The sequence below is a fragment of the Caulobacter sp. UC70_42 genome, assembly GCF_044056025.1.
Taxonomy (GTDB): domain Bacteria; phylum Pseudomonadota; class Alphaproteobacteria; order Caulobacterales; family Caulobacteraceae; genus Caulobacter.
Window position 1 is genome coordinate 2317992 of record NZ_CP171994.1, and the last position, 16584, is coordinate 2334575.

18 protein-coding genes and 3 pseudogenes are annotated in these 16584 nt (G+C 67.9%); 12 read left to right on the forward strand and 9 right to left on the reverse strand.

What is annotated here, in order from left to right; all coding sequences use genetic code 11:
- Positions 1-5: 5 nt before the first annotated feature.
- Positions 6-290 carry a DUF2282 domain-containing protein gene (locus ACHMW8_RS11725; RefSeq protein ID WP_125159147.1) on the reverse strand — a complete coding sequence of 95 codons (285 nt, stop codon included), beginning with the start codon at positions 288-290 and terminating at the stop codon, positions 6-8.
- Between the two features lie 204 nt (positions 291-494).
- Here ACHMW8_RS11725 and ACHMW8_RS11730 point away from each other — a divergent pair, with 204 nt between their 5' ends.
- The 4 genes and pseudogenes from ACHMW8_RS11730 to ACHMW8_RS11745 all read left to right on the forward strand — a co-directional run bounded on the left by ACHMW8_RS11730 (position 495) and on the right by ACHMW8_RS11745 (position 2520).
- Positions 495-1034 (forward strand): sigma-70 family RNA polymerase sigma factor, encoded by a 540-nt coding sequence (locus ACHMW8_RS11730; RefSeq protein ID WP_125159146.1) that lies wholly within the window; start codon positions 495-497, stop codon positions 1032-1034.
- A 76-nt stretch (positions 1035-1110) separates the two neighbouring features.
- Positions 1111-1473, forward strand: a pseudogene (locus ACHMW8_RS11735) (DUF1109 domain-containing protein); the annotation flags it as partial.
- A complete protein-coding gene (locus ACHMW8_RS11740; protein ID WP_395445953.1) occupies positions 1415-1675 on the forward strand; it encodes an NrsF family protein in 261 nt (86 codons plus the stop codon). The pseudogene ACHMW8_RS11735 and the gene ACHMW8_RS11740, both read left to right, overlap by 59 nt.
- 173 nt (positions 1676-1848) lie before the next feature.
- Positions 1849-2520, forward strand: a complete 672-nt coding sequence (locus tag ACHMW8_RS11745; protein WP_395445644.1) for an NrsF family protein — start codon at positions 1849-1851, stop codon at positions 2518-2520.
- A gap of 72 nt (positions 2521-2592) precedes the next feature.
- Here the strand turns inward: ACHMW8_RS11745 and fba are convergent.
- From fba to gap, 4 genes and pseudogenes are all read right to left on the reverse strand, one after another.
- A pseudogene (fba, locus tag ACHMW8_RS11750) lies at positions 2593-3685 on the reverse strand (class II fructose-bisphosphate aldolase).
- A 140-nt stretch (positions 3686-3825) separates the two neighbouring features.
- Positions 3826-5016: a phosphoglycerate kinase gene (locus ACHMW8_RS11755; protein WP_395445645.1), complete on the reverse strand. Its 1191-nt coding sequence runs from the start codon at positions 5014-5016 to the stop codon at positions 3826-3828.
- Between the two features lie 35 nt (positions 5017-5051).
- Positions 5052-5351 carry a hypothetical protein gene (locus ACHMW8_RS11760; protein ID WP_395445646.1) on the reverse strand — a complete coding sequence of 100 codons (300 nt, stop codon included), beginning with the start codon at positions 5349-5351 and terminating at the stop codon, positions 5052-5054.
- Between the two features lie 88 nt (positions 5352-5439).
- Positions 5440-6447, reverse strand: a complete 1008-nt coding sequence (gene gap / locus ACHMW8_RS11765) for a type I glyceraldehyde-3-phosphate dehydrogenase (protein ID WP_125159140.1) — start codon at positions 6445-6447, stop codon at positions 5440-5442.
- Between the two features lie 214 nt (positions 6448-6661).
- On the opposite strand from gap, the gene ACHMW8_RS11770 reads away from it, so the two are divergent.
- From ACHMW8_RS11770 to ACHMW8_RS11790, 5 genes are all read left to right on the forward strand, one after another.
- On the forward strand, positions 6662-7129 hold the full coding sequence (locus tag ACHMW8_RS11770; protein ID WP_395445647.1) for a hypothetical protein: 468 nt from the start codon (positions 6662-6664) through the stop codon (positions 7127-7129).
- Between the two features lie 3 nt (positions 7130-7132).
- Positions 7133-7459 carry a cell division protein ZapA gene (locus tag ACHMW8_RS11775; protein WP_395445648.1) on the forward strand — a complete coding sequence of 109 codons (327 nt, stop codon included), beginning with the start codon at positions 7133-7135 and terminating at the stop codon, positions 7457-7459.
- A 76-nt stretch (positions 7460-7535) separates the two neighbouring features.
- Positions 7536-9506, forward strand: a complete 1971-nt coding sequence (locus tag ACHMW8_RS11780) for an alpha/beta hydrolase family protein (protein ID WP_395445649.1) — start codon at positions 7536-7538, stop codon at positions 9504-9506.
- Positions 9507-9759: 253 nt separating this feature from the next.
- The gene (locus ACHMW8_RS11785) at positions 9760-10380 is read left to right on the forward strand and encodes a 5-formyltetrahydrofolate cyclo-ligase (protein WP_395445650.1); all 621 of its coding nucleotides are present in this window, start codon (positions 9760-9762) and stop codon (positions 10378-10380) included.
- Positions 10381-10389: 9 nt separating this feature from the next.
- Positions 10390-11214 carry a TIGR00282 family metallophosphoesterase gene (locus ACHMW8_RS11790; protein ID WP_125159135.1) on the forward strand — a complete coding sequence of 275 codons (825 nt, stop codon included), beginning with the start codon at positions 10390-10392 and terminating at the stop codon, positions 11212-11214.
- Here the strand turns inward: ACHMW8_RS11790 and ACHMW8_RS11795 are convergent.
- Positions 11211-11876: a glutathione S-transferase family protein gene (locus ACHMW8_RS11795; protein WP_395445651.1), complete on the reverse strand. Its 666-nt coding sequence runs from the start codon at positions 11874-11876 to the stop codon at positions 11211-11213. The genes ACHMW8_RS11790 and ACHMW8_RS11795 overlap by 4 nt on opposite strands.
- Positions 11877-12029: 153 nt before the next feature.
- Between ACHMW8_RS11795 and ACHMW8_RS11800 the strand changes: the two genes are divergently transcribed.
- The 3 genes and pseudogenes from ACHMW8_RS11800 to ACHMW8_RS11810 all read left to right on the forward strand — a co-directional run bounded on the left by ACHMW8_RS11800 (position 12030) and on the right by ACHMW8_RS11810 (position 14807).
- Positions 12030-12785 carry a YebC/PmpR family DNA-binding transcriptional regulator gene (locus ACHMW8_RS11800; RefSeq protein WP_125159133.1) on the forward strand — a complete coding sequence of 252 codons (756 nt, stop codon included), beginning with the start codon at positions 12030-12032 and terminating at the stop codon, positions 12783-12785.
- Positions 12786-12851: 66 nt separating this feature from the next.
- Positions 12852-13815 (forward strand): annotated as a pseudogene (locus ACHMW8_RS11805) (phosphoribosylaminoimidazolesuccinocarboxamide synthase).
- A gap of 59 nt (positions 13816-13874) precedes the next feature.
- Positions 13875-14807: a nucleoside hydrolase gene (locus ACHMW8_RS11810; RefSeq protein ID WP_395445652.1), complete on the forward strand. Its 933-nt coding sequence runs from the start codon at positions 13875-13877 to the stop codon at positions 14805-14807.
- Here ACHMW8_RS11810 and ACHMW8_RS11815 read toward each other — a convergent pair.
- The 3 genes from ACHMW8_RS11815 to ACHMW8_RS11825 all read right to left on the reverse strand — a co-directional run bounded on the left by ACHMW8_RS11815 (position 14804) and on the right by ACHMW8_RS11825 (position 16574).
- The gene (locus ACHMW8_RS11815) at positions 14804-15085 is read right to left on the reverse strand and encodes a hypothetical protein (protein ID WP_125159130.1); all 282 of its coding nucleotides are present in this window, start codon (positions 15083-15085) and stop codon (positions 14804-14806) included. The genes ACHMW8_RS11810 and ACHMW8_RS11815 overlap by 4 nt on opposite strands.
- 68 nt (positions 15086-15153) lie before the next feature.
- Positions 15154-15540, reverse strand: a complete 387-nt coding sequence (locus tag ACHMW8_RS11820) for a M20/M25/M40 family metallo-hydrolase (RefSeq protein ID WP_395445653.1) — start codon at positions 15538-15540, stop codon at positions 15154-15156.
- On the reverse strand, positions 15462-16574 hold the full coding sequence (locus ACHMW8_RS11825; RefSeq protein ID WP_395445654.1) for a M20/M25/M40 family metallo-hydrolase: 1113 nt from the start codon (positions 16572-16574) through the stop codon (positions 15462-15464). The genes ACHMW8_RS11820 and ACHMW8_RS11825 overlap by 79 nt, the downstream gene beginning before the upstream one ends.
- Positions 16575-16584 lie beyond the last annotated feature (10 nt).

The window sequence follows — 16584 nt, forward strand, 5'->3', positions numbered from 1 at the left end:
GGCGCTTACGCCTTCGGCGTCAGCGAGCCCATGCCGGTCGGGGTCTTGATCGTGACGCACGTGCCCTTCTTGACCATCTTCCAGGCGTCGCCCTGATAGTCGACCTTCGAGGTGCCGGCGCACGAGGTGCCCGCGCCCGCCTTGCAGTCGTTCTCGCCGGCCTTGGCGACGCCGTAGCACTTTTCCTGGTCGCCCTTGGCCTTCATATGGTCGTCGGCCGAGGCCATCGAGACGCCGGCCGACAGGGCCAGGACGGCGGCGAGGGCGGCGGTGGCGGTGGTGCGGTTCATGGGGTTTCTCCTTGAAGCGTTTCTAGAGGGGCGTTTCTCGCCGGCGCGGCCTGTCGCCGCCCGGTCGAGGGGAGATACGAAGCGACACCGGACGAGGTTACACCGGTCGGCGAACAAAATTTCGGCGCGGCCTATTTTCGGTCGGTTCCGGCGCGGCGCGACACCGTGTAACCATCCGTCCATGGCGCGCGAATAGGGGCAGGCGTGACGGATACCGAGACCCGTTTGAAGGCGCTGATGCTGCGCGGGCTGGACGGCGACGCCGCCGCCTATCGCGAGTGTCTGGCCGTTCTCGGCGTCCGGCTGCGCGCCTATTTTGCGCGGCGGATGTCCGGCGCGCCCGGCGATGTGGAGGATCTTGTGCAGGAGACGCTGCTGGCGGTGCATCTCAAGCGGTCGACCTGGGACACGTCCCTGTCGTTCACCGCCTGGGCGCATGCGGTGGCGCGCTACAAGCTGATCGACCACTGGCGGCGGCGAAAGGTCCGACAGACCCTGCCGATCGAGGATCACATCGAGTTCCTGGCCGCGGACGAGCCCGATCCTGGCGTCGGCCTCGAACTGGACCGCGCCCTGGCGACCCTGCCCGACAAGCAGCGGACCCTGGTCTCCGACGTCAAGCTGACGGGCCTGTCCCTGGCCGAGGCGGGCGCCAAGGCCGGCATGTCCGAGGGGGCGGCCAAGGTCGCCCTGCACCGGGCGTTGAAGGCCCTGGCCGAAAGGATGCGCCGTGCGGACCGATGACCTGATCGACGCCCTGGTCTCGGACGCCCGGGCCACGGATGTTGGAGCGACGCGCGCCCCGTCCCGCCGACTGGCCATGGTCGCCGGCCTGGGCGCGCTGGCGGCGCTGGCGCTGGTGCTCACCTGGCTGCACACTCGCCACGACCTGATGCTCGCCATGCGCGGCGGCATGTTCTGGATGAAGGCGCTCTACACCGCCCTGCTCGGCGTGGCCGGCTATCTCGCCGTCGAGCGGCTGTCGCGGCCGGGCGGCTCGGGCCGTCGCGGCTGGATCCTGGGCCTGTCCGTCCTGGCGGCGTTCGTGGTCGCGGGCGTCGTCCAGGCGATGATGAGCCCCGACATCCAGATGACGCTGCACATGCTCCGCGGCCATTCCTGGCATGTCTGCAGCCGCAATATCCTGGTCCTGGGCCTGCCGATGCTGGTCTTGGGCCTGTGGGTCGTGCGCGGCATGGCCCCGACCCCGGCTAACCCTGGCGGGTCTGGCGACGGGATTGTTCGCGGGCGGCGTGGCGGCGACGGTCTATGGGCTGCACTGCGCCGAGAACACCTTCACCTTCGTGGCCCTCTGGTACAGCCTCGGGGTGCTTTCCCTAGCCGCCCTCGGCGCGGCGGTCGGGCGTTGGGCGCTGCGTTGGTAGGCCGGGCGAGCCTTGGCGCGCCGTCGCCAGATCTAGCGACGATCAAGTTTCGTGTCGTCGCCCTCCAGTCGATTGACAAACCGACGTTCCGCCACTGAAGTGCGCCCGCCTTTCGCGAATGAGACGCGATAGGCGTTGGCGCAACCGCCATACGGCTCTGTGGGGAGAGGCGCGTGACGATCGATGACACTGTCGCTCCGATAGGCGGCGTGGGAGGCGGCGCGCCTATCTGGTCGGCCGCGACCCTGCCATGGCGACTGGCCGAGGCCGCCGCCGCCGGCGCCCTGGCCGGCGTGCTGATGATCCTGGTCTGGCTGGACCTGCGGCCGGACTTGCCCCTCGCCGCCACACAGACCTTCTTCTGGATCAAGGCGGTCTATCCCGCCGCCGTCGCCCTCTGCGCCCTGGCCGCCGCGACGCTGTTGGCGCGCGCGCGCCGTGGCGGGTTTCGGGCCATGGCCGGGGCGGGGGCCCTGGCCTGCGCCATGCTGATCGCCGCGGCTGTCCAGGCGTCCGGCGCGGACGCCGAGGCGCTCACCGCCCCCGACTGGCCCAGCGCCGCCGCCTGTCTCGGCGACATCCTAGTCATCGCCGCGCCGATGCTGGCGCTGGTGGCGGCCGGGCTGCGCGATGTCGACCTGGAGCGGCCCGCGCCCACCGGCTTCGCCTGCGGCCTGTTCTGCGGGGGCGTGGCGGCGACGGTCGACGGCCTGCACTGCTGGCAGGGGACTTACACGTTCGTGGGGCTCTGGTTCACCCTGGCCATGCTGCTCAGCGGCGCGGTCGGGGCCGGCGCGGTCAAGCTGCTCGCCCGTCGCCGCCGCTTTCTCGCGGCCGCGGAATAGCGGCCAACAGCCGACACGAAAAAGGCCTCCCGGAGCGATCCGGGAGGCCTCTTCGTCTTCAGGCGGCGACGCCTATTCGGCGGCGGCCTTGGCCGCGTCGCCGCCGAACTTGGCGTGCAGCTCGCCGGAGGCGTAGCGCTTGGCCATGGTCGCCGTCGACAGCGCCTTGATCTTGTCGGCGTGGCCGGCCGAGCCGAACTCGACGAAGCGGGCCTGGCAGACCTTGCGCATGGCTTCCTTGGCGGGCTTCAGATAGGCGCGCGGGTCGAACTCGCCCGGCTTCTCGACCAGGATTTTGCGGATCGCGCCGGTGATGGCCATGCGGTTGTCGGTGTCGACATTGATCTTGCGCACGCCGTGCTTGATGCCGCGCTGGATCTCCTCGACGGGCACGCCCCAGGTCTGGGGCATCTCGCCGCCGTACTGGTTGATGACGTCCTGCAGGTCCTGCGGGACCGACGACGAGCCGTGCATCACCAGGTGGGTGTTGGGCAGGCGGCGGTGGATCTCCTCGATCACGTTCATGGCCAGGACGTCGCCGTCCGGCTTGCGCGTGAACTTGTAGGCGCCGTGGCTGGTGCCCATGGCGATGGCCAGGGCGTCGACGCCGGTCTGGGCGACGAAGTCGACCGCCTGGTCCGGATCGGTCAGCAGCTCGTCGTGGCTGAGCTTGCCCTCGAAGCCGTGGCCGTCCTCGGCCTCGCCCATGCCGGTCTCAAGCGAACCCAGCACGCCCAGTTCGCCTTCGACCGAGACGCCGCAGCTGTGGGCCATCTGCACCACCTTGCGGGTGACCTCGAACGTTGTACTCGTAGGAGGCCGGGGTCTTGGCGTCCTCCATCAGCGAGCCGTCCATCATCACCGAGGTGAAGCCGTACTGGATCGCCGTGGCGCAGGTCGCCGGGCCGTTGCCGTGGTCCTGGTGCATGCAGACCGGGATGTGCGGATAGATGTCGACCAGAGCGTCGATCATCCTGGCCAGCATGATGTCGTTGGCGTAGTTCCGCGCCCCGCGCGACGCCTGGATGATGACCGGCGAGTTGACGGCGTCGGCCGCCTCCATGATCGCCAGGCCCTGTTCCATGTTGTTGATGTTGAAGGCGGGCAAGCCGTACTCATGCTCGGCGGCATGGTCCAACAGCTGGCGCAGCGTGATGCGAGCCACGTAGTTCTCTCCTGCAAGCGTTAAGTGGTTGGATCGTTTCTTGTTCTTGGGGCCGTGACGCTTTTGCGTTCTCTGCCCGGGGCATTCCGTCGTCAGATCGACGCGGATCTGCATGATCCGCGCCAAACGAAGTCGTCGTCCTATTGTTCCAGAGCCGCGACGCCCGGAAGCGTCTTGCCCTCCATCCATTCCAGGAACGCGCCGCCGGCGGTCGAGACGAACGTCATGTCGGCCGACACACCCGCGTGGTTCAGAGCCGACACCGTATCACCGCCGCCGGCCACGGCCACGATCTTACCCGATTTCGCCAGCTGCGCTGCGTGCTTTGCCGCCGAAACGGTCGCTTCGTCGAACGGAGGGACTTCAAAGACGCCCAGCGGGCCGTTCCAGATCAGGGTCTTGCTGGCGTCCATGGCCGCCAGCAGGGTCTTCACGGTCTCGGGACCGGCGTCCAGGATCAGGTCGTCGGGGCGGACGTCATAGACGTTGCGGGTCTCGGCGTGGACGCCCGGCTTGACGCTCTTGGCCACGACCACGTCGGTCGGCAGCAGCAGCTTGCAGCCGGCCGCGCCGGCCAGGTCGATGATCTCCAGGGCGGTGTCGGCCAGGTCGGGCTCGCACAGCGAGGCGCCGACATCGATCTTGGCCGCGTGAAGGAAGGTGTTGGCCATGCCGCCGCCGATGGCCAGATAGTCCAGCTTGGTCACCAGATTGCGCAGCAAATCGAGCTTGGTCGAGACCTTGGAGCCACCGACGATGCCGATGACCGGCTTCTTGGGATTGCCCAAGGCGGCGTCCAGGGCTTCCAGTTCGCGCTGCATCGCCAGGCCCGGATAGGCCGGCAGCAGGTGGGCCAGGCCCTCCGTCGAGGCGTGGGCGCGGTGGGCGGCGCTGAAGGCGTCATTGACATAGACGTCGCCATTGGCCGCGAGGGCCTTGGCGAACGCGGGATCGTTCTTCTCTTCGCCGGCGTGGAAGCGGACGTTCTCCAGCAGCGCCACGCCGCCGTTTTCCAGACCGTCGACGACCTTGGCCGCTTCGGGGCCGATGGCGTCCGAGGCGAAGGCGACCGGCTGCTCCAGCAGCGCCGACAGCGGCTCGGCCACGAAGGCCAGGCTCATCTCCGGAACGACCTTGCCCTTGGGCCGGTCGAAGTGGGCCAGCAGCACGACCTTGACGCCTTGCTGGGACAGGTAGCGGATGGTCGGCAGGGCCGCGCGCAGGCGGGTGTCGTCGGTGATCGCGCCCCCGTCGACCGGCACGTTGAAGTCCACCCGGACCAGGGCGCGCTTGCCGGCGAGATCGGCGGTGTCGAGGGTGCGGAAGGTCATGGATCTGGTCCTGGTCGGCGGACGAAAGGTTCGGGCTAGCGGCTAGCCCAGGCGAAGAGGCCAAGCAACGCTAGAGCAAGCGTCACGTGGGCCAAGCTGTGAGTTCTTCGGCGCAGCGCGGCGAACACGCAACGCCCCAGCAGGACAAGCCAGACGATCGCCGCGCCGAGCAATGCGATCCCGGCCATCAAGCTCCAGAGTGTCGGCGTCGTGTCGGTCGGACGAAAGCAAATCTCGCATCCTTGCTGGTGAGCGATGAAGGCGACGATCTTGAACAGACTGTGACCGCCCGCCCAGCCTGCCGGCCAGACAGTTATTGCGAGGGTCAGTGGCATGAGCCAAGGCCTCGCGGGCATTTCGATCGAAGCTTCCGCCATCAAGCAAAACCCCCGCCCTTCAGGAAGGGCGGGGGTCTTTTAGCGCTTACAGGAACTTCGCCATCTCGAGAGCGGTGTCGCTCATGCGGGTCGCGAAGCCCCATTCGTTGTCGTACCAGCTGAGCACGCGGACCAGCTTGCCCTCGATGACCTGGGTCTGGGGCAGGGCGGCCGTCGAGCTGGCGGCGATGTGGTTCAGGTCCGACGAGACCAGCGGGTCGGTCGTGGTGAACAGCACGCCCTTCATCGGACCGTCGGCGGCGGCCTGCAGGGCGGCGTTGACCTCGGCGGCCGTGGTGTCGCGCGTCGGCACGACCTTCAGGTCGATGACCGAGACGTTCGGGGTCGGGACGCGGATCGAGCTGCCGTCCAGCTTGCCCTTCAGGGCCGGCAGGACCAGGCCCAGGGCCTTGGCGGCGCCGGTCGAGGTCGGGATCATGCTGAGGGCCGCGGCGCGGGCGCGGTAGAGGTCCTTGTGCATGGTGTCCAGCGTCGGCTGGTCGCCGGTATAGCTGTGGATCGTGGTCATGTAGCCACGCTCGATGCCGACCAGGTCGTGCAGGACCTTGGCCACCGGGGCCAGGGCGTTGGTGGTGCACGAGCCGTTCGAGACGACGATGTCGTCGGCGGTCAGGGTCTCGTGGTTGACCTTGTAGACGATGGTCTTGTCGGCGCCGTCGGCGGGAGCCGAGACCAGCACGCGCTTGGCGCCGGCTTCCAGGTGCAGGGCGGCCTTGTCGCGGGCGGTGAAGATGCCGGTGCACTCGAACGCGATGTCGACGTTGAGTTCCTTGTGCGGCAGGTCCTTGGGATCACGGATCGCCGTGACCTTGATCTTGCCCATGCCGACATCGATCCAGTCCTCGCCCGAGGTGACCACGCCCGGGAAGCGGCCGTGAACGCTGTCGTAGCGCAGCAGGTGGGCGTTGGTCTCGACCGGGCCGAGGTCGTTGATGGAGACGACCTCGATGTCGCGGCGGCCATGCTCGGCAATGGAGCGCAGGACCAGACGTCCGATGCGGCCGAAGCCGTTGATGGCGACGCGAATAGCCATGGGTCGTTCTCCTGTTATGACCGCGCGATCGAGTTCGATCGGCGTTCCCTATTTGGGTGCGCGTTTTGCGGGGGAAAGGCGCTGAGTCAAGGCCTAGAAACTGACACGGCCGCGGTAAATGCTGCTATGGGCTCCGCGCCGCCCAAATGTCGCCCTGACGACTGGCATAGACGGGGCTCATCTATATGTTGCGTCGCATGATTGGAAATCGCCGATGATCCCGGCCGACGGTACGGCCCTCGACCTGGCCGTGCGCCGTCTGGAGCGCGCGGTGGCTCAGCTTGAGCAGCGCCAGGCGGCCAGGGCGGCCGAGGCCGAGCGCGCGATCGCCGCTGCCGCGGCGGTCGCTTCCGTCCCGTCTTCGTCGCCCCCCGAGCCCAGCCTCTTCGACGATGAAGAGCGCATTCGGCTGGTCGCCGACCTGGAAGCCGCCCGCGAGCGCGAAAAGGCGCTTGAGGAAGCCGGCGAGCAGGCCTCGGCGGCGCTGGGGCGCGCGATCGCGGAGATCCGTTCTGCCCTGGGCGACGAGTTCGTGGCCAATGACGACCACGCGCATGACGAGGCCGGACATCAGGAGGAGCTCACGCTCACCCCCGAGCCGGACGATGACCTGTTCGACACGCCCGAGGCGGACGATCCCAAAGTCAGCGATCCCAAAGTCCGCGATCGGGGGGAGGCCTGACACATGGCCCAGGTGACCATCCACGTGAACGGCCGGCCCTACATGGTCGGCTGCGAGGACGGCCAGGAGCCGCATCTCTCGGAACTGGCGCGGCTGTTCGACCGCCAGGTTCGCCAGGTCAGTTCCGACGTCGGCCAGCTGGGCGAGACGCGCCTATTCCTGATGGGGGCCCTGCTGCTGGCCGACGAGTTGTCGGACATGAAGCTGCGCCTGGCCCACGCCAACGCCGAGATCGCCCGCCTGAATCAGGAGGGCACGAAGGCCGAGATCGCGGCCATCCGCGCGCTCGACGCGGCGGCGGAGAAGATCGAGAAGCTGGCGGCCGAGTAAGGCGCGCGTCACACTCAAGGTTGTCCTATCCGCAATGCCTAGCCTATCGTCGAGCGCACGATTGCGAGGCGCTTCGATGAAATGGGTTCCGGTGTTCGGGCTGCTTGGCCTGATCCTGAGCGGGCAAACCCGTGCGGCGGACGATACGCCCGCCGCGTTCGGCGCGCGCGAGTACATCCAGCAGATCAGCCTTTCACCGGACGGACAGAAGGTGGCGATGGTCGTGCCGGCCGCCGGGCGCGGCGTTCGCCTGGAGATTGTCGACACGGCCGCTTCCGGCCCGCCCAAGGCGATCCTCGCCTCCAATGGCAGCCCCGAACGGCTGACCGGTTGCCGCTGGTCGACCAACACGCGTCTGGTCTGCCAGATCTATGTCGTCGTGAGGGACGCGCAGAATCGGCTGGGCTTCACGCGCCTGATCGCGATCAACAGCGACGGCGGCGACCTGAAGGTGCTCAGCGCCCAGACCAACGACCGATCGCTGCGGATGTCGCAGAACGGCGGCGTGGTGATCGACTGGGCGACCGACGACGCGCCAGGCGGAATTCTGATCACCCGCGATTATGTACCGGAGCGCTCCACCGGCACCCATCTGGCCAACGAGGACGATGGGCTGGGCGTCGATCGCATCGACACCACGACCCTGGCCCGCCGGTCCGTCGAGAAGCCAAACCTCAACGCCATCGAATATATCGGCGATGGGCGCGGGACCGTCCGGGTGATGGGCGTTCGGCCGACGCGGTCGTCGGGCTACGCCAGCGACAAGATCCTCTATTTCTATCGCCAGCCCGAACGCCGCGACTGGTCGCCCTTGGGCCAGCTGACGCTGAGCGGCTCCGGCTATAGCGGCTTCAATCCCCACGCCGTCGATCCCGAGCTCAACGTCGTCTATGGCTTCGACGCCAAGGACGGCCGCCAGGCGCTCTACAAGATCACGCTCGATGAGACGCTGAACCGCGAGCTGGTGCTGGCGCGACCGGATGTCGATGTCGCGGGGCTGGTGCGGATCGGCCGCCAGAACCGCGTGGTCGGGGTCTCCTACGTCACCGACAAGCGCGAGACGGAATTCTTCGACCCCGAGCTGCGCAAGCTGGGCCTGGCGCTGGGCAAGGCGTTGCCGGAGCGGCTCGTCACCTTCGTCGACGCCTCGGCCGACGAGTCGAAGCTGCTGCTGTTCGCCGGCGGCGACAGCGATCCGGGCCTCTACTATCTCTATGACAAGGCGACGCGGAGCCTGCGGGAGCTGATCGCCGCCCGGCCCCAGCTTGAGACGTTCAAGCTGGCCACGGTGAAGCCGGTGACCTACCCGGCCGCCGACGGAACGCAGATCCCCGGCTACCTGACCTTGCCGCCGGGCGGCGAGGGCAAGAACCTGCCGGCGATCGTCATGCCGCACGGCGGCCCGAGCGCACGCGACGAATGGGGCTTCGACTGGCTGGCTCAGTTCTTCGCGCACCAAGGCTACGCCGTGCTGCAGCCCAACTATCGCGGCTCCAGCGGCTATGGCGCGGACTGGTTCCAGAAGAACGGCTTCCAGTCCTGGCGCACGGCGATCGGCGACGTGAACGACGGCGGCCGGTGGCTCGTCCAGCAGGGCATCGCCGCGCCGGGCAAGCTGGCCATCGTCGGCTGGTCGTACGGAGGATACGCGGCGCTGCAGTCGGCGGTGCTGGATCCGGACCTCTTCAAGGCCATCGTGGCGATCGCGCCGGTCACCGATCTGGAGACCCTGCGCGCGGAGTCCCTGAACTTCACCAACTACCTCCAGGTCAGTGAATTCATCGGCAAGGGCCCGCACGTGGTCGAGGGTTCGCCCGCCCAGAACGCCGCGCGCATCAAGGCGCCGGTGCTGCTGTTCCACGGCGACCTCGACGCCAATGTCGGCATCGGCGAGTCGCGGCTGATGGAGCGCAAGCTGCGCGACGCGGGACGCAAGGCCGAGTTGGTCGAGTTCAAGGGGCTGGACCATCAGCTGGACGACAGTGCGGCGCGAACCGAGATGCTGACCAAGGCCGACGCCTTCCTGAAGGCGTCGCTGGGCCTCTGATCGTCGCCTGCGACGCGGGCGCCTCTATCGCTGGGGCGCCCGACCCCCTATATTGATCCACGGCGGGTCTTGCTGTGGCTCTCGTCGAAGATTTCTATTCCCAGGGACCTTAATCTCTCTATCGGGACCTGTTCCCTCCCGTGGCCGTGGCTGCGGGAACACGGGGCCCACCTGTTACTGACAGGTTCGAGTGGATTGAAACGTCTTCACGGTTCTTCGCGGCGCCGCCACCTTTCTCCCCTATAAACGGCCGATGACCATCGTCGACCCCGTCGCCGCCAAGACGGCCCTGCGCGTATTTCTTCGCAATCAGCGCAAGCAGCTGGCGCGCGAGCATCCCGAAGCCGATTGGATGATCGCCGAGGTGGCCCGCGAGCCCCTGGCCAAGCTGTTTCCCGATCCCGCCGGCAAGGTGGCCGCGCTCTATCACGGCCTCGGTTCGGAGGTGTCGCCACGCCTCCTGGCCGACCAGATGCGCGAGGCCGGCTGGACCCTGGCCCTGCCGGCCGTCGAGGACGCCGACACCGGCCGCATGGTATTCCGCCTCTGGGATCCGAAACAGCCGCTGGTCCATGACGCCATCGGCCTGCGCGGTCCGCCGCCGACGCAGCCGGCGCTGCAGCCGGACCTGGTCGTCACCCCGCTGCTGGCTTTCCAGCTGGACGGGACGCGGCTGGGGCAAGGCGGCGGCTACTACGACCGGGCGCTGGAGGCGCTCAGGGCCCGCAAGCGGGTCATGGTCCTAGGCCTCGCCTACAGCGGTCAGCAGGTGGAGAATTTGCCGCACGAGGCCCACGATCAAAGGTTGGACGCCATTCTCACCGAAAAAGAGTATATCGCGGTCAATGACATGGGCCGCGCAGGCCCTCCTTAAGGACTTTCGATGCGTTTCGCCTTCTTCGGCGATGTCGTCGGCAAGTCGGGCCGCGACGGCCTGGCCGACCATCTGCCCGACCTTCGCCGCCGTCTCGGGCTCGAGTTCGTGATCATCAACGCCGAGAACGCCGCCGCCGGCTTCGGTATCACCGAGAACACCGCTCGCGAGCTGTTCGAGGCCGGCGCCGACTGCCTGACCCTGGGCAATCACAGCTGGGACCAGCGCGAGGCCCTGACCTATATCGTCCGCGAACCGCGTCTGATCCGTCCGGCCAACTATCCGATCCTGTCGGACGCCCCGGGGCGCGGCAGCCATCTGTTCCAGACGGATTCGGGCAAGACCGTGTTCGTCGTCAACCTGCTGGGCCGTGTCCACATGGACGCCATGGACGACCCGTTCGCCGCCGCCGACCGCGAGCTGGACAAGGCTCCGCTGGGCCAGGTGGCCGACGCGGTGATCGTCGACATGCATTGCGAGGCGACGTCCGAGAAGATGGCCATGGGCCACTATTGCGACGGCCGCGCCTCGCTGGTGGTCGGCACCCACACCCATGTCCCGACGGCCGACTGCCAGGTCCTGCCGGGCGGCACGGCCTATCAGACCGACGCCGGCGCCTGCGCCGACTACGACAGCGTGATCGGCAACCAGAAGGAAGAGCCTCTGCGCCGGTTCACCACCAAGATCAGCGGCGGGCGCTACACGCCGGCCTCGGGGCCGGCGACGGTGTGCGGCGTGTTCGTCGAGACCGACGACCGCACGGGCCTGGCGGTGCGTGTCGAGCCGATCCGCGTCGGCGGACGGCTCCAGCCGTCGATCCCGGAAGTCGCCTAAGCCTCTGGAAAATACCGGAAGAATGGCTCGGCCTCGGCCAGCACGCGCTGGACCGAGGGGCGGCTCTTCAGGCGCTCCAGATAGGCCAGGCCCAGCGGCCAGCGGTCCCCGAATGGGGCTTCTGGCGGCTGGACCTTGTCGGCGTAGAACAGCGCCGGCATGGCCGCGCAGTCGGCCAGGCCGAAGTCGCCGCACATCCAGTTCGGGCCGTCGGCCAGTTGCTTTTCCAAGTGATCGCAGGCCGTGGCCAACTGGGCGTGGGACTCTCGGACGCCATACGGGTCCTTGCCCGCCTCCGCCGGCCGGATGCGATCGGCGACGATGCGCTGCATCGGGTGATGGATGTAGTGGTCGAAGAAGCGATCCCAGAACCGCGTGCGCCAGGCCAGGTCCGGGTCCTGAGGCACGAACCGCACGCGGCCCGGATAGCGCAGGTCCAGATAGTCGAGGATGACGCTGGTCTCCAGCACCGTCTCGTCGCGGAGGTGATCGCGCAGCGCGGGCATCTTGCCCATCGGCGACAGCTTCAGGAACGCCTCGCGCCCGGCCGGATCGCCCAGGTTGACCATCACGTTCTCGAAGGCGATGTCGTTCTCGTAGAGGCCGATCAGCACCTTCCAGCAGAACGAGGACAGCGGGTGGGCGTGTAGCGTCAGGCTCATCGGTCGCTCTCTAATACTTAAGTTATGGCCTAACTATCATCGAGGCGGGACGAGGCGCAAGCCCGGCCCGGCGCCCTTGGGGGTGACAAAACCCGCCCCTGGGGGCTCAAAGCGCCCACACTTCATTTTTCAGACCAGAGACAGAGCCTCCGAATGGCCGGCCACTCGAAATTCAAGAACATCATGCACCGCAAGGGCCGCGCCGACGCCGCGCGCTCCAAGCTGTTCTCCAAGCTGTCGCGGGAAATCACCGTCGCGGCCAAGACCGGGCTGCCCGATCCGGCCATGAACCCGCGCCTGCGTCTGGCCGTGAACAACGCCAAGGCCGAAAGCCTTCCCAAGGACGTCATCGATCGCGCGATCAAGAAGTCGCAGATGGGCGACGCGGCCGACTACTCGGAAATCCGCTACGAAGGCGTCGCCGCCGGCGGCGTCGGCATCATCGTCGAGGTGCTGACCGACAACAAGAACCGCGCCGCGGCCAATGTCCGCTCGTACTTCACCAAGGTCGGCGGCAACATGGGCGCCACCGGCTCGGTGACCTTCAACTTCGATCACGTCGGCCAGATCACCTACCCGGCCAAGGCCGCGTCGGAAGACGACATGATGGAAGCCGCCATCGAGGCCGGCGCCGACGACGTCACCTCCGACATGGGCGAGGAAGGCGAAGGCCACACCATCTACACCGCTTTCGAGAGCCTGAACGAAGTGGCCGCCGCCCTGGAAGCCAAGTTCGGCGCGGCGTCGAACACCAAGATCGCCTGGCGTCCGAAGATGCAGGTGCCGGTCACGGGCGACTCGGCGGCCACCCTGATGAAGCTGCTCGACCTGCTGGACGACGACGACGACGTCCAGAACGTCTACTCGAACGAGGACATCAGCGACGAAGACCTGGCCAAGCTGGGTTGATGTTTCCGGGGGAGGTCCGATGGGCCTCCCCCCGTCTTGCTTTGTATTGCTAGCGACGAGGCCCCGGTGACCTTTTCCGCCCCAAACGCCCTGGCTGAAGTCGAGCTGCCCGGACTGCCCAACCACTATCGCGGCAAGGTGCGGGACAATTACGACCTGCCGGACGGCCGTCGGGTGATCGTCGCGTCCGATCGTCTAAGCGCTTTCGATCGGATCCTGTGCGCCGTGCCGTGCAAGGGCCAGGTGCTGACCCAGACGGCGCGCTACTGGTTCGACGCCACCGCCGACATCTGCCCCAACCACGTCCTGGCCTATCCGGGACCCGAACGTGCTGATCGGCCGTCGGCTGGAGATGCTGCCGGTCGAGCTGGTGGTGCGGGGCTACCTGGCCGGAACCACCTCGACCTCGATCCTGACGCTCTACAACAAGGGTGAGCGCCAGATGTACGGCGTAACCCTGCCCGACGGGCTGCGCGCCAACCAGCGCCTGCCCGAGCCGATCCTCACGCCCACCAGCAAAGCCGCCGACGGTGACCACGACGCGCCGCTCTCGCCCGCCCAGATCCTGGAACAGGGCCTGCTGACCGCCGCGCAATGGGAGCAGCTCAGCGCCTACGCCCTTGCCATGTTCGCGCGAGGCCAGGCGCTGGCGGCCGAGCGCGGCCTGATCCTGGCCGACACCAAGTACGAGTTCGGGCTCGACGCCGACGGCGCCATCGTCCTGGCCGACGAAATCCACACCCCCGACAGCAGCCGGTTCTGGAAGGCCGCGACCTACGCGGCCAAGTTCGAGGCGGGCGAGCGCCCCGACAGCTTCGACAAGGACTTCGTTCGCGCCTGGGTGGCGCAGCGCTGCGATCCCTACAACGACCCGATCCCGGAGATTCCCGAGGCGCTGATCCGCCAGACCTCGGACGTCTATATCGAGGCCTTCGAGACGATCACCGGCCAGACGTTCCAGCGCCCGGCGGCCGATGAGCCGGTCATGGCGCGGCTGAAGCGGAATTTGGACCGGTACCTGGCGGGGTAGCGAGCTCACTACGCTCCGCCGCCTTCTCCTCGTCACGGCGCGCGGCTAGACTGCGTCGCATGGTCCTGCGGGTTCACATCGATACTGATTGCGGCGTGGACGACGCCCTGGCGCTGGCGCTGTTGGCCCGCGCGCGACAGGCCGTGGACGTGGTCTCGGTCTCGGCCGTGTTCGGCAACACCTATGTCGACCAGGCCGCCGCCAACGCCCGGGGCGTGCTGCGTCTCGCCGGCTGCGGGGCCGAGGTCTATATCGGCGCCGGCTCGGGCCTGGCTCGACGCCGGGTGGAGCGGATGCGGCCGGCCCACGGGATCGACGGCTTGAATGGCGCGGGCTTCTCGCAGCGCTGGAAGCTGCCCGAACTGGAGCGGGGCCATTCGGCCAACTTCCTGGCCTTCGCCGCCCGCCGCAAGGTTACGGGCCTGTTCCTCGGTCCCCTGACCAACCTGGCCAAGGGCCTGCTGGAAGATCCCGCCGCCTTCCGCGACTGGCGTCCTACGATCATGGCCGGCGCCTTCGAGGTGGCCGGCAAAGCCGCCGGCGGCGCCGACTTCAACAGCTGGAGCGATCCGGAAGCCCTGCAGCGGACGCTGGAGGCCGGGGTCATGCCGCGTCTGATGCCGATGGACGTCACCCACCAGGTGTCGATCACCGCCGAGGATCTGGCCAAGGGAGCGGTCTGTTGCGGCTCGCCGCTGTCCCAGCGCCTGACCAAGGCGGCAGGGCCCTATATCGCCTTTCATCAACAGGTCTGGGGCGGCGAGGGCTGCCGGCCGCACGACGCGGTGGCCGCCGCCAGCCTGGTGGCGCCCGAGCTCTTCAGCTTCCAGCCCGCGCGCCTGCGGGTGGCCGTCGACGGCGATCGCCTGGGTCGCGTCGACCGCATCGACGGCGCGCCCAACGCCGAGGTCTGCACCAGCCTCGATGTCGCCGCCGTCAGGCGCCTGATCCTGGGCGGCCTGTTCGGCTGGAGCGCCGTCGAAGCCGCTTAGTGCGGCTGGCCCCACTGGGCGGCGCGCTCGCGCACGAGATCGCGCATGAACTGGTCGAGCTCGGCCAGGCGGCGATCCATCTCGCTCACCGGCACGCCGTTCCAGATCGCGTGGTCATAGGCCGAACGCGCCTCGCGAAGGTTTTCGCCGGCCTGGTAGCGCTCGGTTATGTAGAGGGTCTCGAGAAGCTTGGTCGGGCGGTCGAGCTTCTCGTGCTTCATCGACCAGTAGCTGACCATGTACTCGGCCAGGATGCCGTCGTCCGATGTCTCGACCATCGTCCGTCTCCCTTTACGCTGGAGCGGAGATAGGGAGATCGGACGACGGTTCCAGAGGCGGAGGGCGTCTATTTCCCGCCCGCGTAGTCCTTGACCAGGGCGTAGAGGAAGTCGCGGCCGTCATAGAGCGATTTGACCCGGATGCGCTCGTTCAGGCCGTGGATGCCGTCGCCGTCCGAGCTGCCGAACAGGCCTGAGACGCCGTAGGTCGGGATGCCGGCGGCGTTGGTGTGGACGCCGTCGGTGGCGCCGGTCAGCAGGATCGGCACGATGGGAACGCCGGGCCACAGCTTGGCGGCTTCCTTCTCGATCGGGCCCATGATGGCCGGTGTCAGGGGCGGCGGCGGCGAGACGCTGTTGGGCTCGTGCGCCAGGGTCACGGCGACGGGCGCCCCGCCAGTTCGGCCAGCTTGGCCCGTACCTCCTCGACCGGCGTGCCCGGCAGGATGCGGCAATTGACGTTGGCCGTGGCGCGCTGAGGCAGGGCGTTGGGCGCGTGACCCGCGCTGACCATGGTCGCCACGCAGGTGGTGCGCAGCATCGAGTTCCACATCGGGTCGGCGGTCACGACCTTCAACGCCGCCGGGTCGTTGATGTCGGCGACCAGCGCCTTCATCGCGGCGGCCTGCTCGGCCGGCACGCGGGCCTGCATCTTGGTGAAGTAGCCGCGCGTGGCGTCGTTGAAGCGCGGCGGGAAGCCGTAGGCGCCGATCCGGTCCAGCCCCGCTGACAACTGGTAGATGGCGTTCGCCGGGACGGGACGGCTGGAGTGGCCGCCCGGATTGGTCACGGTGAGGGTGAAGTCCTGATAGACCTTTTCGCCGCCCTGGACCTCCAGCACGACCGGCTTGTCATGCTCGTCCAGCAGGCCGTCGGCGCCCTCGTTCAGGGCGAATTCGGCGTCGACCAGAGGGCGGTGGTTCTTCACCAGGTCCTCGATGCCGTTATAGGCCTCGCTCTCCTCGCCGCAGGTCAGGGCCATCTTGATGTCGCGCCTGGGCTTGAAGCCGGCCTGCTTCAGGCGGACCAGGCTGTCGACCCAGATGGCCGCCTGGGCCTTGTCGTCCGACGTTCCGCGTCCGAAGAAGTAGCCGTTCTCCTCGACCAGCTTGAACGGGTCGCGGGTCCAGTCGGCGCGGTTGGCCTCGACCACGTCGATGTGGGCCAGCAGCAGAATGGGCTTGGATTTCGGATCGGTCCCGTGAAGGATCGCCACCAGGCTGCCCTCCTTGGGATGGCCGTCGGCGACCACGACCTTGACGTCCTCGGCCGGGAAGCCCGCCGCCTTCAGCCGCGCGCCCATGGCCTCGGCCGCTTGGGTGCAGGAGCCGACCGACAGGGTGGTGTTGATCTCGACCAGCTCCTTGTAGAGGTCGCGGAAGGCCAGCTGATCGGGGCGGACGGTCTTGGGCGGTTCGGCCACCTGTGCGTTCGCCAGGACCGGCGCGGCCAGAAGCGCCGCCGTCATCATCCAGACCGACCGTTTCATCCGTACTCTC